This is a genomic window from Cryobacterium sp. TMS1-20-1, from assembly GCF_004402355.1.
GTDB classification, from domain to species: Bacteria; Actinomycetota; Actinomycetes; order Actinomycetales; family Microbacteriaceae; genus Cryobacterium; species Cryobacterium levicorallinum.
This window is the reverse complement of sequence record NZ_SOGF01000051.1, coordinates 109,694-125,124: the sequence shown is the minus strand read 5'-3', so window position 1 is coordinate 125,124 and position 15,431 is coordinate 109,694. Positions and strand designations below refer to the sequence as shown.

The 15,431-nt window shown below is 63.6% G+C and carries 14 protein-coding genes and 2 tRNA genes; 7 read left to right on the top strand and 9 right to left on the bottom strand.

What is annotated here, in order from left to right:
• The first annotated feature begins 2 nt into the window (after nucleotides 1-2).
• The 5 genes from E3O45_RS11225 to pknB all read left to right on the top strand — a co-directional run bounded on the left by E3O45_RS11225 (nucleotide 3) and on the right by pknB (nucleotide 7,548).
• Nucleotides 3-1,238 (top strand): PP2C family serine/threonine-protein phosphatase, encoded by a 1,236-nt coding sequence (locus E3O45_RS11225; RefSeq protein WP_134443466.1) that lies wholly within the window; start codon nucleotides 3-5, stop codon nucleotides 1,236-1,238.
• Complete coding sequence (locus E3O45_RS11220) at nucleotides 1,231-2,616, top strand: FtsW/RodA/SpoVE family cell cycle protein (RefSeq protein WP_241985327.1); 1,386 nt, start codon at nucleotides 1,231-1,233, stop codon at nucleotides 2,614-2,616. The genes E3O45_RS11225 and E3O45_RS11220 overlap by 8 nt, the downstream gene beginning before the upstream one ends.
• A complete protein-coding gene (locus E3O45_RS11215; protein ID WP_134443465.1) occupies nucleotides 2,616-4,067 on the top strand; it encodes a penicillin-binding protein 2 in 1,452 nt (483 codons plus the stop codon). The genes E3O45_RS11220 and E3O45_RS11215 overlap by 1 nt, the downstream gene beginning before the upstream one ends.
• Complete coding sequence (locus tag E3O45_RS11210) at nucleotides 4,064-5,776, top strand: protein kinase (protein ID WP_134443464.1); 1,713 nt, start codon at nucleotides 4,064-4,066, stop codon at nucleotides 5,774-5,776. The genes E3O45_RS11215 and E3O45_RS11210 overlap by 4 nt, the downstream gene beginning before the upstream one ends.
• A gap of 77 nt (nucleotides 5,777-5,853) precedes the next feature.
• Nucleotides 5,854-7,548: a Stk1 family PASTA domain-containing Ser/Thr kinase gene (pknB, locus tag E3O45_RS11205; protein ID WP_134443463.1), complete on the top strand. Its 1,695-nt coding sequence runs from the start codon at nucleotides 5,854-5,856 to the stop codon at nucleotides 7,546-7,548.
• Nucleotides 7,549-7,602: 54 nt separating this feature from the next.
• Here pknB and E3O45_RS11200 read toward each other — a convergent pair whose 3' ends face one another.
• Genes E3O45_RS11200 through E3O45_RS11195 form a run of 3 tightly spaced genes read right to left on the bottom strand, consistent with a single transcriptional unit; the run spans nucleotide 7,603 to nucleotide 9,266 of the window.
• Complete coding sequence (locus E3O45_RS11200; protein WP_134443462.1) at nucleotides 7,603-8,241, bottom strand: aminodeoxychorismate/anthranilate synthase component II; 639 nt, start codon at nucleotides 8,239-8,241, stop codon at nucleotides 7,603-7,605.
• Nucleotides 8,238-8,399 carry a hypothetical protein gene (locus E3O45_RS17545; RefSeq protein ID WP_166789471.1) on the bottom strand — a complete coding sequence of 54 codons (162 nt, stop codon included), beginning with the start codon at nucleotides 8,397-8,399 and terminating at the stop codon, nucleotides 8,238-8,240. Before E3O45_RS17545 ends, E3O45_RS11200 begins: the two co-directional genes overlap by 4 nt.
• A gap of 9 nt (nucleotides 8,400-8,408) precedes the next feature.
• On the bottom strand, nucleotides 8,409-9,266 hold the full coding sequence (locus tag E3O45_RS11195) for a class E sortase (RefSeq protein WP_134443461.1): 858 nt from the start codon (nucleotides 9,264-9,266) through the stop codon (nucleotides 8,409-8,411).
• Nucleotides 9,267-9,346: 80 nt separating this feature from the next.
• On the opposite strand from E3O45_RS11195, the gene E3O45_RS11190 reads away from it, so the two are divergent.
• Nucleotides 9,347-9,592, top strand: a complete 246-nt coding sequence (locus E3O45_RS11190) for a cell division protein CrgA (protein ID WP_092448026.1) — start codon at nucleotides 9,347-9,349, stop codon at nucleotides 9,590-9,592.
• Between the two features lie 152 nt (nucleotides 9,593-9,744).
• Here the strand turns inward: E3O45_RS11190 and E3O45_RS11185 are convergent, their stop codons facing one another.
• Together E3O45_RS11185 and E3O45_RS11180 are read right to left on the bottom strand one after the other, a co-directional pair.
• Complete coding sequence (locus tag E3O45_RS11185; protein ID WP_370449971.1) at nucleotides 9,745-10,446, bottom strand: rhomboid family intramembrane serine protease; 702 nt, start codon at nucleotides 10,444-10,446, stop codon at nucleotides 9,745-9,747.
• Between the two features lie 162 nt (nucleotides 10,447-10,608).
• On the bottom strand, nucleotides 10,609-11,148 hold the full coding sequence (locus E3O45_RS11180; protein WP_092448024.1) for a peptidylprolyl isomerase: 540 nt from the start codon (nucleotides 11,146-11,148) through the stop codon (nucleotides 10,609-10,611).
• 179 nt (nucleotides 11,149-11,327) lie between these two features.
• Between E3O45_RS11180 and E3O45_RS11175 the strand changes: the two genes are divergently transcribed.
• Nucleotides 11,328-11,855, top strand: coding sequence for a hypothetical protein (locus E3O45_RS11175; RefSeq protein ID WP_134443459.1), 528 nt, complete (start codon nucleotides 11,328-11,330; stop codon nucleotides 11,853-11,855).
• Between the two features lie 178 nt (nucleotides 11,856-12,033).
• Here E3O45_RS11175 and E3O45_RS11170 read toward each other — a convergent pair.
• The 4 genes from E3O45_RS11170 to gyrA form a co-directional block, all read right to left on the bottom strand.
• Nucleotides 12,034-12,106, bottom strand: a tRNA-Ala gene (locus tag E3O45_RS11170).
• Between the two features lie 51 nt (nucleotides 12,107-12,157).
• Nucleotides 12,158-12,231: transfer RNA gene (locus E3O45_RS11165), tRNA-Ile, on the bottom strand.
• A gap of 149 nt (nucleotides 12,232-12,380) precedes the next feature.
• A complete protein-coding gene (locus E3O45_RS11160; protein ID WP_092448022.1) occupies nucleotides 12,381-12,785 on the bottom strand; it encodes a DUF3566 domain-containing protein in 405 nt (134 codons plus the stop codon).
• Nucleotides 12,778-15,405, bottom strand: coding sequence for a DNA gyrase subunit A (gene gyrA, locus E3O45_RS11155; RefSeq protein WP_241978997.1), 2,628 nt, complete (start codon nucleotides 15,403-15,405; stop codon nucleotides 12,778-12,780). Before gyrA ends, E3O45_RS11160 begins: the two co-directional genes overlap by 8 nt.
• Between the last annotated feature and the right edge of the window lie 26 nt (nucleotides 15,406-15,431).

Below are 15,431 nucleotides of genomic sequence, written 5' to 3'. Positions count from 1 at the left end.
TCATGGCGACGGTAAGTCACAGCGCAGCCACGTCCCACGTCGGCAAGGTTCGCTCCAATAACCAGGACTCCGGTTACGCCGGACGCACCCTGTTCGTGGTCGCCGATGGCATGGGCGGCCACGCCGGCGGAGACGTCGCGTCGGCGATCGCCACGAAACGTATTATCGAGGCCGACAGGCCCTATGCGAGTGCCCAGGACGCCGAATTCGCCCTGCAGGCCGCCCTGATCGGCGCTAACGCCCAGCTGGCCGAAACCGTGTTCGAGCATGCCGAACTCACCGGCATGGGCACGACCGTCAGCGCCATCGTGGTGCTCGAGAACGAGGTCGCGATCGCCCACATCGGCGACTCGCGCATCTATCTGCTGCGCGACAACGAACTCTCCCAGATCACCATCGACCACACGTTCGTGCAGCGGTTGGTTGACAGCGGCCGCATCACCGAGGCCGAAGCCATGGTGCATCCACGCCGCTCCGTGCTCATGCGTGTGCTCGGTGACGTCGAGGCGAGCCCCGAAATCGACACGTCGATCCTGGCCACGATCGACGGCGACCGCTGGCTGCTGTGCTCCGATGGTCTCACCGGTGTCGTCTCGCACACCGGCATAGCCTCCGCCCTGGCCAGTGGCGCCAACGCGCAGGATGTCGCCGACCTGCTCGTGAAGGAAAGCCTCGACGGCGGCGCCCCAGACAACGTCACCGTCGTCATCGTTGACATTGGCGCGGGCGACGGCAGCACGCGCACAGACAGTCCCGTCGTCGTCGGCTCAGCGGCCAATCCGCTCGCCTTCGGTGAGGAACCCGGCCGCAACCGTGCACTGCGCATCCCGGCCCTGCGGCTGCACCCGGTACGCGAGACGCACTTCGAGCCCGATTCCCAGGACTACCTCTCCGAACTGATCGAAGAGGATGCCCGCCGCGCGCGCCGCCGCAAGGCCACCTGGCTGTTCGGCGTTATTCTGCTCGTACTCGCGATCGTCGGCACCAGCATCCTGAGCTACCAGTGGACCCAAACCCGCTATTTCGTCGGCTCCGAGGGTTCGACCGTCGCGATCTACCAGGGCGTCCAGCAGGACATCGGCCCGATCAAGCTGTCCAGTGTGTACGAGGCCACCGACATCAACCTGTCCGATTTGCGCGTCTACGACCGCCAGCAGGTCGAGCAGACCATTAGTGCCGGCTCCCTCGCGGATGCGCAGGCCATCGTCGAACGGCTGAAGGGTGCGGTCGTTGAGTAAAGCATCCGCTCTGCAAGCGCGTCAGGGAACCGAGCCGGTGCGTCGTCTGCACCTGCCGCAGAAACTGCGCAACCTCGAACTGTTCCTGCTGCTGATCGCCTGCTTCATCAACGCGAGCGCGGTCGTGCTCGTGCAGCTTGGCGCTCTCGGCGATCTCGACCCGACCCTGGTGCTGCTCGGCACCGGCCTGTCGGTTCTGGTCATCAGCCTGCACGTGGTGCTGCGATTTGTCGCTCGCGACGCCGATCCCTTCATTTTGCCGATCGCCACGGTGCTCAATGGCATGGGCATCGCCATGATCTACCGCATCGACATCGCCGACCAGGACAGCGGCTGGGCGAGCGCCGCCGTGCGCCAGACGGTGTGGAGCGCCCTGGCCATTTTCAGCGCGATCGTCGTGCTGCTCGTGATCCGCAATCACCGGGTGCTGTTTCGCTACACCTACATTTTCGGTCTCGTCGGTGTGGTGTTGCTCTTTCTGCCGCTCGTGCCCGGCCTGGGTAAAGAAATCAGCGGCGCTCGGGTCTGGATCGGCTTTGGCAGTTTCGGCACGTTCCAGCCCGGTGAGATCGCCAAGATCGCCCTCGCCGTGTTCTTTGCCGGCTACCTCGTGCGCAACCGCGACAGTCTCTCCATGGTCGGTAAGAAGTTTCTGGGCGCGCGCTTTCCGCGCTTGCGCGACCTTGGTCCGATTCTCGTGGTGTGGGCCCTGTCGATGTCGGTCATCATCTTCCAGCGCGACCTCGGAACCGCGCTGCTCTACTTCGGTCTGTTCCTCGTCATGCTCTACCTCGCGACCGGGCGGGCGAGCTGGGTCATCATGGGCATGGGCCTGTTCCTCGGCGGTGCCCTGCTGGCCAGCCAGACCCTGAACTACGTCAACGGCCGGTTCACCAACTGGCTCGATGCGCTCAACCCCAAAGTCTATGAAGCTGAGGGCGGCAGCTTTCAGCTCGTGCAAGGCCTGTTCGGCCTCGCCAAGGGCGGCCTGCTCGGCACTGGCTGGGGCCAGGGACGGCCCGAACTGACCCCGGTACCGCAGAGTGACTACATCATTGCGAGCCTCGGCGAGGAGCTCGGGCTCGCCGGAATCTTCGCCATCCTCGCCCTGTACCTTCTATTCGTGGCCCGCGGATTCCGCATCGGCTTCGCCGGTCAGGATGATTTCGGCAAGCTTCTCGCCGTCGGCCTTGCCTTCGTTGTGGCGCTGCAGTGCTTCATCGTCATCGGCGGCGTCACCCGGGTGATTCCCCTCACCGGCCTGACCACGCCGTTCCTGGCCGCCGGCGGCTCCTCGCTCGTGGCCAACTGGATTATCGTGGCCCTGTTGCTGCGGCTCTCCGACACAGTGCGCAATCAACCCAGGCTGGTGGTCTAGTGAACCGCGAACTCAAGCGCGTCAGCATCGTCGTGATGCTGATGTTCATCGCCCTGCTCAGCTCCACGTCGATCGTGCAGGCCTTTCAGGCCGACAATCTGTCGGCCGACCCGCGCAACACCCGCACGCTGTACGACAGCTACCAGGTCGAGCGCGGCGCCATCCTCGTCGCCGGCGACCCGATCGCCCAGTCCATGCCGGCCGACGATGACTACAAATTTCTCCGCACCTATACCAACCCCGAGTTGTATGCGCCGATCACCGGATACATTCCGATCAACGGCGAACCGACCGGGCTGGAGTTCGCCCTCAATGCCGAGATGACCGGAACGTCCAACTCACAGTTCTTCGACAAGATCAGCGCCCTCGTCACCGGCCAGGACCCGAAGGGCGCCGCCGTGGAGGTCACCATCGATCCGGTGGCCCAGCAGGCAGCCTGGGACGCCCTCGGCGACTACACCGGATCGGTCGTCGTGACCGAACCGACGACCGGCCGCATCCTGGCGATGGTCTCCAAGCCGAGTTTCAACCCGAATCTACTCACCGTGCACAACAACGCCGAGGTCACCGCGAGCTACGAGGCCCTGCTGGCCGACGAGAACGACCCGCTGATCAACCGGGCGATCAATTCGCTCAACCCGCCCGGGTCGATCTTCAAACTCGTCGTGACGACGGCCGCCCTGGAATCGGGCGACTACACGCCGGAGAGCACCTTTCCGAACCCGGCCGTGTACACCGCGCCGGGCACCACGAGCAAGATTGAAAACTCCAGCGGGTCAACCTGCGGTGCCGGTGAGACGGTCACCCTCGCCACAGCACTGCGCTTGTCCTGCAATATCCCGTTCGCCGAATTGGGCGTCGCGCTCGGCGACACGGCCATTCGGGAGACCGCCGAGAAGTTCGGCTTCAACAGCAGCTTCAGCATTCCCCTGCGCGTGACCGAGAGCGTGTACCCCGACGGGCTCGACGATCCGCAGACCGCGCAGTCAGCCTTCGGTCAGTACGACGTGCGGGCGAACCCGCTGCAAATGGCCCTGGTCAGCGGCGCCATCGCCAACGGGGGGGTCGTGATGCAGCCCAACCTGGTGCAGGAGATCCTCGCACCCAATCTCAGCGCCATCCAAACCTTCAAACCGGCAGAACTTGGGCGGGTGATGAGCGAAAAAACAGCCGCAACACTGACCGCGATGATGATCAACGGCGTTCAGGATGGCGCCGCGAGCAATGCAAGAATAGACGGGGTCGAAGTGGCGGGGAAAACCGGCACGGCGCAGAACGGGTCAACCGATCCGTTCACACTCTGGTTCACCGGTTTCGCACCGGCGGACGACCCACAATTTGCCATCACCGTTCTGATCGAGGACGGCGGAGGAGAAGGACAAACCGGGTTCGGCAACAAACTTGCCGCACCTGTCGCACAGAAAGTACTAGAGGCGGTGCTTAACAAATGAGACCCACAGCAGGCCTCACCTTCGGGGGACGATACGAGCTGCAGTCGCGCATTGCGATTGGCGGCATGGGGGAGGTGTGGAAGTCCACCGACCTCGTAATCGGTCGCAGCGTCGCCATCAAGATTTTGAAGGACGAGTATCTCGGCGACCCCGGTTTCCTCGAGCGCTTTCGCGCTGAGGCCCGCCACGCGGCCCTGGTCAACCACGAAGGCATCGCGAATGTCTTCGACTACGGCGAAGAAGACGGCAGCGCCTTCCTGGTCATGGAACTAGTGCCCGGCGAAGCTCTGTCAACCATTCTCGAGCGCGAGCACGTTCTGCCGACCGACAAGGTGCTCGACATTGTCGCGCAGACCTCGACCGCGCTGCACGCCGCCCACGCCGCCGGTCTCGTGCACCGCGACATCAAGCCCGGAAACCTGCTCATCACGCCGGAGGGCCGGGTCAAGATCACCGACTTCGGCATCGCCCGCATCGCCGACCAGGTTCCGCTCACCGCGACCGGCCAGGTTATGGGCACCGTGCAGTACCTCTCACCGGAACAGGCGAGCGGCCACCCCGCATCGCCGACCACCGACATCTACTCGATCGGCATCGTCGCGTACGAGTCGCTGGCCGGACGTCGTCCGTTCACGGGCGAGTCGCAGGTCGCGATTGCCATGGCTCAGATCAACGAGATTGCGCCCGACCTGCCGGTGACGGTGTCCGAGCCGGTTCGCAATCTGGTCTTCGCCTGCCTGGCCAAGAACCCGGCCGACCGGCCGGCGTCTGCTGCCCACCTGGCGCGCGCGGCATCCGCTTTGCGTCGCGGTGACGTCGCTGCAGCCGCGGTTGCCGTGCCGTCCGTTCTGGGCGGCCTCTCGGCCACGAGCGCCACCATGCTCATGCCCGGTGCCGGGTCCGACCAGGCCACGACCGTTCTGCCCGCCACCGGCGCGCCCATCACGCGGGCCTCCGCGGCCGCTGCCGAAGCGGAGAAGAAGAAGCGCAGTCCGTGGACCTGGCCGCTGATCGCCCTCGTCGCGCTGCTGGTGATCGTGCTCACCGGAACTCTCATCGCCCTGTTCACGCAGAACAACGAGACCCCGGCACCGGCCCCGACCACGTCAGCGCCACCCTCATCAACCCCGTCGGCTACGCCATCGGCGACCCCGTCGCCAACGCCGACGCCGTCGCCCACCAATGCGAACACGTCGGTCAATCCGGAAGATTTCGTGGGTAAGCCCAGCGCCGATGCCGCCGCCCTGCTCGTTGAGATGGGATTCGTCGCTGACGTCCAACCCGGAAATGCGGCCGGGTCTGAGGAAGAAGTTGACACGGTGTACGGAGTCAATCCCCGGGGGCCGGTTCCGGCCGGGACGACCGTGACCCTGACTGTCTACGGCGCGTTCCCCACGCCGAGCACACCGACGTCAGCCCCGACGGCGACGCCTTCGCCCGTCGCTGCCGCGGGCACTGTCACGGTGAACTGGAATGCCCAGACCTGCCCGGCCGGCCAGACTTTGGCTGGCTATGAGATCGCAACGGAGGGCGGTGCCGCCATCATCACCTCGGCCAACCCCACCACCGCTGAAACGACGACGGCCACGATCACCGCCGGAACAGAGAATTTCAAGGTCAAGTTCCGATATTTCTGTGGCCAGGTCAGCTCTGAGTTTTCCCCAACGGCAGACGTGAGCGTAACTGGCGACCCCGCTGTCGGGGAGTAATTCCCCAATGCCGTGCGGTAAAGTAGCGCTCACTGTGCCTAACCCGGGCATCCGTTTTATTGTGGGGGAGTGCGCTCGTGCCTGACTCTGGCCGTTTGATCGCGGGCCGCTATCGTGTCGGGGCGCTCCTCGGCCGTGGCGGCATGTCCGACGTACATATAGGCACCGATTCCCGGCTCGGTCGCACGGTGGCCATCAAGCTACTCAAGTCGAGCCTGGCCTCCGACCCGGCCTTTCGAACCCGGTTTCGGCAAGAGGCCCAGGCCGCAGCTCGCATGGCCCACCCGACAATCGTGCGGGTGTTCGATGCCGGCGAGGAGACCGTCACTGACGATGCCGGACATGATTCCCAGGTTCCGTTCATCGTCATGGAACACGTCGACGGGCGGCTGCTCAAGGACATCATTCGTGAGGGCCCGATCGAGGCGACCGAGGCCGTACGCATCATCGATGGGGTCCTGACCGCGCTGGAATACTCGCATCGCGCCGGTGTGGTGCACCGCGACATCAAGCCCGGCAACATCATGATCACCAAGTCCGGACAGGTCAAGGTGATGGATTTCGGCATCGCCCGTGCCATCTCCGACTCGGCCACGACCGTGGCGCAGACCACCGCCATCCTCGGTACCGCCGCCTATTTCTCGCCGGAGCAGGCCAAGGGTGAGTCCGTCGATGCGCGCACCGATTTGTATTCCACGGGCGTGGTGCTGTTCGAGATGCTCACCGGGCGGCCGCCGTTCCGCGGTGACACGCCCGTGGCCGTCGCCTACCAACACGTCAGCGAACTGCCGGCGAAACCCTCAGCGCTCAATCCCAGGGTGTCGCCAGCCCTGGACTCGGTCGTGCTGCATGCCCTGGCCAAGGACCGCTTCGCCCGCTATCAAAGCGCCGTCGAGTTTCGCAATGATGTCGAGACCGCAGGATCCGGCCAGATTCCCGTTCACCGGGCCGGCGACGAGGTTGGTGCCGGCCTGTTCGGGGCTGCGCCCACGGCGATCACCGGTTCGGCGCTGGCCCTCAAACAGTTGTCCGAAGACCAGACGATGGTGCGCACCCAGCGTCGCCCCCCGGTGATCTGGGTCTGGGCCGGAATCGTCTGCGTCGTGGTCATCGTCGTCGCGGTCATGATCTGGGTGGCCAATCTGCAGCCTTCGGTGGAACTGCCCGACAGTTCGCGCCAGATTCCCGCACTCACCGGGCAAACCTATGACGACGCCCAAAATACTCTCCTCGACCTCGACCTCGCGGCCACGCGTGCCGAAGAGTCGAGCACGACAGTGCCAGCCGACCAGGTTATTCGCACGGATCCTCCGGCCGATACCATCGTCAATCCCTCCGACGTGATCAAGGTCTTCGTCTCTACCGGTCCGGTGCCCGTCGCGGTTCCCGATGTCACCAATCAGCCCATAACGGATGCCCAGGCCGCGATCGAAGCGCTCGGTTTCGTTTCCGGGTCGGTCACCACCGAGAACTCCCCGACCGTGGCGGCCGATATCGTTCTGCGCACCGATCCGCCCGCGGCGTCCTCCGAATTCGCCGGCGATACCATCAACTACGTCGTGTCGAGCGGCCTGGTCACCCTCGGAGACCTCACCGGCCAGTCTCTGGTCGCCGCGATCGATCTGGTCACCGCCGACGGACTCACGCCGAGTTCCAAGCCTGATTACACCTGTGACCAGGAGTCCGGCTCCCCGATCAAAGCCCAGTCACTGGCCCCCGGAGACGTCCCGCAGCGCTCCGAGATCGAGCTGACCTACTGCGCCCGCTCCTAGCCGCACCGCCCTGTCTGCACCGGGCCCGGTTCCCACCCACAGCCCAGCGCGAAGTTAGCTCAGGCGCAACAGCGGGTGCAGGCCCTTCGCGGTCTCCTGGGCAGACGACAGGCCAGCCAGGGCGAGCCAGTTGCCCAGCATCCGGTAGCCGCCCTCGGTCAGGACCGACTCCGGGTGAAACTGCACGCCCAAAATAGGGGCGGTTAGGTGCCGCAATCCCATAATGACCCCGCCCGGCGTGCGCGACGTGACGATCAGGTCACTCGGCACGGTCGACGCAACGACGGCGAGGGAATGGTACCGCGTTGCTGTGAACGGTTGCGGCACACCCTCATAGAAATCGCTGCCGTCATGCGTGATGAGCGAGGTTTTACCATGCATGAGTTCTTCAGCATTGGTCACCGTGGCCCCGAAGGCCTCGGCGATGGCCTGATGGCCTAGGCAGACGCCGAACAGGGGCAGGTTGGCCGCCAGCGCGGCCTCGACGACGGCGATGGACACACCGGCGTCTGAGGGCTTCCCGGGGCCCGGCGAAACGAGCACGCCGTCGTAGTCGGCAATCCGAGCGGCTGCATCGGTCTGCTCGAAGGAATCGTTGCGCACAACGTCGGTCTCCGCGCCGAGCTCCATCAGATACCCGTTGAGGGTATAGACGAAGCTGTCATAATTATCGATAACCAGAATTCGGGTCATGGGCCGTCTACCGTCGCTTCCTCGCTGCTCAGAATTCCATCGATCCACGGATACACCCAGGTGGCCAGCACGGCCAGTAGAGCCACCAGCAGAATCAGGACCAAAATGATGCGCACCCAGATCGGTCCGGGTAGAACACGCCACAGTGCTGCGTACATGAGAGCCTCCTAGCCCTGAGCGGCGATGATCGGTGCGAGCTCGGCGGGAGCGCCGGCCGAAAGTGGCTGCCACGACTCAAGCACGCCGTAGGCGATGATACGTTCTGCGGTGGAGTACAGCGGATTGCAACTGGTGAGCGTGATGATGCGGTCGACCGGAGTTCCGTCCGGATAGTTGGGAACGGATGCCAGTACCTGCACCTGCGACGGTGCCACGTACTCGGTATCGCGGTACCGGTAGGTGTAATAGCCGTCGGCCGTCTGCACGTAGATGGCGTCGCCGAGTTGCAGCTCGTTGATCAGGTGCATGCCACCGCCGAAGGCGCTGCGGTGCGCGGCAATCGCGAAGTTTCCAACTTCGCCGGGCATCTGCGTGCCAGCGTAGTGTCCGATGCCCAAACGGTTGCTGTTCAAGACGTCATGGCCGGTGCCTTCGGCAATGCTGCGGTGGTAGTCGGCACCGAAGCGGGGCACATACAAAACCGCGAACGCCGTGGCATTGCCGGGTGCAGCGGCAACGACGGGCTCGCCGTAGTCCACCGCTACGCGGGCTGCGTCCGGTTCCGACGGATCAGGCGTCGCTTCGGGGAGCGTCTTCGAGGTGTCCTGGGCGATCCAGTCCTGGCTGATCTCACTCGCCGCCGACGACTGCGAATTGGCCATGATCATGTCATTCCACCACAGCTGCCAGCCCAGAAACAGCAGCACGAGCGCGCTGGCCGTGATCAGCAGTTCACCGAGCACGCCCAATACGGTGACCTGGGCGAACGGGGCTGTACTTGAGCGGTGCCGACGTTTGGTGCCAGCGCCGGGCGACTCCGACCCATCGGGCACCGGCGCGGTGCGATCGTCTGCCTGTGGACACATATTACGAGTCTACTGACCAGAGTTGTGCGCGGCCCCCGCGTCAAAGCCACGAAAACAGGCGGAGACGCTAGGATCGCAGCATGGCACGTAAGAATTCTCGCACCAAGCCCGCCCGCACCGAAGTTGCCCGCTCGAACGAGGACGCGCCCAACGCCGTCTGGTTCAAGCCGGTCATGTTCGGCTTTATGCTGCTCGGCCTGGCCTGGATCATCGTGTTTTACGTCAGTGGCAGCCAGCTTCCCATCGCGGGTCTCGGCGCCATGAACATTCTGGTCGGCTTCGGGATCGCATTCATCGGCTTTCTGATGACCACGCGCTGGCGCTAGTTCGGCCGCACCGCAGAGTCACGAACCGCCCGCGCAACGGTCATTGAGTGGATGCTGGCCGGCTGCCGGAATCAAGCAGTGCGGGTAATGACACCGGTGTAATTATCCCCATGTGGATAGACCTGTGGATAACTTCCCAGTGCACCGGGTGGTCAGCTGATCGGGGCGAGCAGGCTCACAATTTTGAGGACTCCGATCACCACGAGGAGAGCGGCGACGCCCGCGATCAAGACGATCTGCAGCCCCTTTTGTGCCGGCCGCCGGGTACGCATGAGAACGAACCCGATGAGTGCGCCGCCGATTATGCCGCCGAAGTGCGCCTGCCAGGCGATCCCCGGAATGAAGCTCACGACCACGTTGATGCCGAGCAGAACCAGCAGTTGCTTCGAATTTCCGCCAAGACCGCGCTGAATGACCAGGAAGGCACCCATGAGCCCGAACAGGGCCCCTGATGCCCCGACGACGTAGGTGTAGGGAGCAGCCAGCACCAGAACACCGATCGACCCGGCGAAACCGCTGATCAGATACAGCGCCAGGAAGCGACCACGGCCGAGCATCCCCTCGAGCATCGGACCGAAGATCCAGAGCACGTACATGTTGAGCAGCACGTGAAACGGCAGGCCACCTTGCGAGTGCAGAAAAACACTGGTCAGCATGCGCCACGGCTCAATGAGCGTGAGGGCTGGCGCGTAGGCGAATCGTTGCGTGATCCCAAGACCGGGGATCCATTGCAGGATAAAGACGAAGACGGTAATCGCGATGAGCGCGTAGGTCACCGTGGGCTGACCGCTCCCGGTCAGCCGGGTGAGCACGGCGGGTTTGATGCGGGGTGCGTTCTTGCGCTGCAGTTTCATGCATTCGGGGCAGATAACGCCCACGGCAGCCTGGGTCTGGCACTCGGCGCAGATGGTGCGCCCGCAGCGCTGACACAGAATGAAGCTCTGCCGCCCCGGATGGCGGTAGCAAAAATTCGCCGCCGAGGCCGGCAGATCACTCATTTTGGTCTGGAATACGGGTTAGACGGATTCGACGGAGACGCTCTGGATGATGACGTCTTCCAGCGGGCGGTCGCGTCCATCGGTGGCGACGGTGGCGAGCTTCGCGACGATTGCGCGGCTGTCCTCGTCTTCAACGGCACCGAAGATGGTGTGCTTGCCCTGGAGCCAGGTGGTCGGCACGACAGTGATGAAGAACTGCGAGCCGTTGGTTCCGTGACCACCCTGGATTCCCGCGTTCGCCATGGCGAGCACGTAAGGCTGGGTGAAGTCGAGGTCGGGGCTGATTTCATCGTCGAACTGGTAGCCGGGACCGCCGGTGCCCTGGCCGAGCGGGTCGCCGGCCTGGATCATGAAGTCCTTGATAATGCGGTGAAAAACGGTGCCGTCGTAGAGCGGCGTGGTGGAGGCGACGCCCGTGGCGGGGTGCTTCCACTCGATCTCGCCGGTTGCGAGGCCGACGAAGTTCTTGACCGTCTTCGGCGCGTGATTACCGAAGAGATTGACCTTGATCGGTCCGAGTGTGGTGTTCAGGGTGGCGACAGCGGTGTGCTTAGACATACACCGATTCTTGCACAGCAACCGTCGCCCACCCTGCTCGACCCCGTGTGTTTCCGGTGCGTTCCCAGTGCATTCGCTGGCAAGACATCGATTGCGCGCCAAGGTTTCAGTGGCAAGATGGGCACTCAGTGGCAAGATAGACACACATTCGCCACACACGACATCGATGGAGGGTCCAGATGAGCCTGTCACGCAAGCGCCGCAAGGAACTCACTCGGCTGCGCAAAAGCGCAGACGAACTATGGAGCCACCAACAAGAGGTATTGGAGCGCGCTAACGTGCTTGCTCGCCAGGCCGGTCACCAAGCCGGCGTCCTCGCCCGCGAAGAAGTTGCTCCGCGCGTTCGCGAGAGCTACGACCACTACGTGCGCCCGGGCGTGAACGCCACCCAGGAAGCCGCCGACGGCGTTCGACGCCGCGTGGTGAACGATGTCCTTCCCGGCATCGGTACCGCCATCGGCACGGTCTTGTCGGTCGGCGACGTCGCGCGCGACGCCCGCGTGCGGGCCGCGCTGGGCCGCATCCGCTTACAGAAGCCCGTTGTGGTCGAACCTAAGGGCATGGGGGCGGGAACATACTTCGCCCTCGGTCTGGCCGTCGTCGCCGCTGCAGGCGTCGCCTACGCCGTCTGGCAGACGTTCCGCGCCGACGACGAGCTCTGGGTCGCCGATGACGAGGCTGAACCGGCCACGTCGCAGGAAGACTAGCGCCGCAGCACCACCCGCTTACAGGGCCCGCATCCAGTGGATGCGGGCCCTGCCGCGTTAACGGCCGTAGCGGCCCGCAGTGACCGCCGCGACGCCGTCTCAGTGGATGCCCAGCGCTGGTACGGGAAAATCCCCTGAGGTACAAGAAAAGGCCCGTCCGTAGACGAGCCTTGAATTGTGGAGCCACGGGGAATCGAACCCCGGACCTCCTGCTTGCAAAGCAGGCGCTCTACCAATTGAGCTATGGCCCCGCTTTCTCACCCCGTTTACAGCGAGTGAGAACTGATGAATCTGGTGCTGCGTGGGGATACCGGGATTTGAACCTGGGACCTCTTCATTATCAGTGAAGCGCTCTAACCAACTGAGCTATATCCCCCTGTTGGGCAGATTGAAGACTATCGGAATCTGGCCGGAACCTGAAATCGAGTCACGCCGCGGTGCGGCGGATTTACCCAAATTCGGGCGTGAGGGCTATTTCCGCGGAGAAACAGCCCTCGATCGTGCCTACAAAGCCTTGACTGCAGCTTAGTTGTTGGTGAAGCCGACGAGCAGACCGCCGGTAATTTTGACGCTCAGGTTGTACAGAACGGCATAGATGGCGCCGAGCGCGGTGATCACGACCAGGTTCAGCACGGCCACAACGACCGCGAAGCCCATAACGTTGCCGATCGAGAGAATGGCGGCCAGGTCGGCCGATTCTCCCGCCACGGTGGCGTACAGCTCGTCGACACTGGTCAGCACCTCGGTCTGCACGAGGACGGTGTAGGTAAGGAAGGTAGCAACGATGGTGACGATCGCCAGGCACACCGCCACCAGGAACGACAGTTTCACGCTCGACCAGAAGTCGACGTAGACCAGTTTGAGTCGAACCTGCTTGCTTGTGGTCTTGCGAGTGGACTTCTTGGCGAGCTTTTCGGCGACGCTACTCATTCGGTGTCTCTACTTTCCCTGAATCCGCGTGAGGAACAGCGCCGTCTGCAGCACTGCTGTCGACCGCACCAGCTGGTAGGTCGGCATCCGTCACATCTTCTTCGTCGGTGGTTTCATCGGTGTTTTCATCCGTGGCGACCAGATTACGTTCAATGTTTTTCGCGATGGAAATGATTCTGTCTTCATTCGCAAACTTTGCGAAAACAACACCCATGGTGTCCCGACCCTTGGCCGGAACCTCGGCGACGTCAGAGCGTACCACCTTGCCACTGGCAAGTACCACAAGGACCTCATCCTCGGGATTGACGATCAACGAGCCGACCAGATCGCCGCGATCGTCGTTGAGCTTGGCCACTTTAATGCCCAGGCCGCCACGATTCTGCAGCCGATACTGGTCTGCCGCGGTGCGCTTGGCGTAGCCACCCTCGGTGACGACGAAGACGTAGCCGTCGTCATTGATAACGGATGCGTCCAGCAGCGTATCCTCACCGCGGAAGTGCATTCCGATCACGCCGGACGTGCTGCGGCCCATCGGGCGCAGCGCTTCGTCGGTGGCGGTGAAGCGAATCGACATGCCCTTGCGGGATACCAGCAGCAGGTCGGAATCATCTTCGACCAGCAGGGCAGAGACGAGTTCGTCGCCCTCACGCAGCTTGATCGCGATGATGCCGCCAGTGCGGTTGGTGTCGTATTCACTAAGCGCGGTCTTCTTGATCAGTCCATCGCGGGTGGCGAGGGTCAGATATTGGGCAACCCCGTAGTCACGAATGTCGAGAATCTGTGCGATTTCCTCGCCCGGCTGCAGCGCGAGCAGGTTGGCAACGTGCTGGCCCTTGGCATCGCGACCGGATTCCTGCGCCTCGTAGGCCTTGGCCCGGTAGACCCGACCGGTGTTGGTGAAGAACAACAGCCAGTGGTGTGTCGTGGTCACGAAGAAGTGTTCGACCACGTCGTCGGCGCGCAGCTGGGCGCCCTTGACGCCCTTGCCGCCTCGGTGCTGGTTGCGGTAGTTATCGCTCCGGGTGCGCTTGATGTAGCCGCCGCGGGTGACGGTGACCACCATCTCCTCTTCGGGGATGAGATCCTCGATCGACATATCGCCGTCGAAACCGAACATGATTTCGGTGCGGCGGTCGTCACCGAACTTCGCGGTGATCTCGGCGAGTTCTTCGCTGATGATCGTGCGCTGACGCTCGGGGCTGGCCAAGATCGACTTGAATTCGGCGATCTGCACTTCGAGTTCGGCGGCCTGGTCGATAATCTTCTGGCGCTCGAGGGCTGCCAGGCGGCGCAACTGCATGGTGAGAATCGCGTCGGCCTGAAGCTTGTCCACGTCGAGCAGAGCCATCAGGCCTTCGCGAGCGTCGTCGACCGTATTCGACCGACGAATGAGCGCGATAACCTCATCGAGAGCGTCCAGCGCCTTGAGATAGCCGCGCAGAATGTGGGCATCCGCTTCGGCCTTGTTCAAGCGGAATTGGGTGCGCCGAACGATGACCTCGATCTGGTGCGCGACCCAGGCCGAGATGAAACCGTCGAGGGCGAGCGTGCGCGGCACGCCGTCGACGATGGCCAGCATATTGGCGCCGAAATTCTCCTGCAGCTGAGTGTGCTTGTAAAGGTTGTTCAGCACAACCTTCGCGACGGCGTCGCGCTTGAGCACGATGACGAGGCGCTGGCCGGTGCGACCAGACGTCTCATCCCGAATGTCCGCGATGCCGGCTACTTTGGCGTCCTTGACCAGATCGGCGATCTTGATCGCGAGGTTGTCGGGGTTCACCTGGTAGGGCAGCTCGGTAATTACGAGGCAGGTGCGACCCTGCAACTCTTCGATGCTGACCACGGCACGCATCGTGATCGAACCACGCCCGGTGCGGTAGGCGTCCTGAATACCCTTGGTGCCCAGAATTTGAGCGCCGGTAGGAAAATCCGGTCCCTTAATGCGCGAAATCAGCGCTTCGAGCAGCTCGTCGCGGGTGGCGTCGGGGTTGTCCAGGTACCACTGGGCGCCGGCGGCTACCTCGCGCAGGTTGTGCGGCGGAATGTTGGTGGCCATACCGACGGCGATTCCGACCGAGCCGTTGACCAGCAGGTTCGGAAAGCGGGCCGGCAGCACGGTCGGCTCGAGCGTGCGGCCATCGTAGTTGTCCTGAAAATCGACGGTGTCTTCGTCGATGTCGCGCACCATTTCGAGGGCGAGCGGCGCCATCTTGGTTTCGGTGTACCGCGGGGCTGCTGCGCCGTCATTGCCGGGGGAACCGAAGTTTCCCTGGCCCAGGGCGAGCGGATACCGCAGACTCCACGGCTGAACCAGACGCACGAGCGCGTCGTAGATCGACGAGTCACCGTGCGGGTGGAACTGTCCCATCACGTCACCGACGACGCGCGCGCACTTGGAGAACGCCTTGTCCGGGCGGTAGCCGCCGTCGAACATGGCGTAGATCACGCGACGGTGCACCGGCTTCATACCGTCGCGCACGTCAGGCAGCGCACGCCCGACGATGACGCTCATCGCGTAGTCGAGGTAGGAGCGCTGCATTTCCAGCTGCAGGTCGACCTGGTCGATCTTGCCGTGCTGCACGAGATGAGCCGCCGCCGCAGCCGCGTTCGCTGCACTCAGTTCAGGGGTCACTCCTTCGGGCGTAT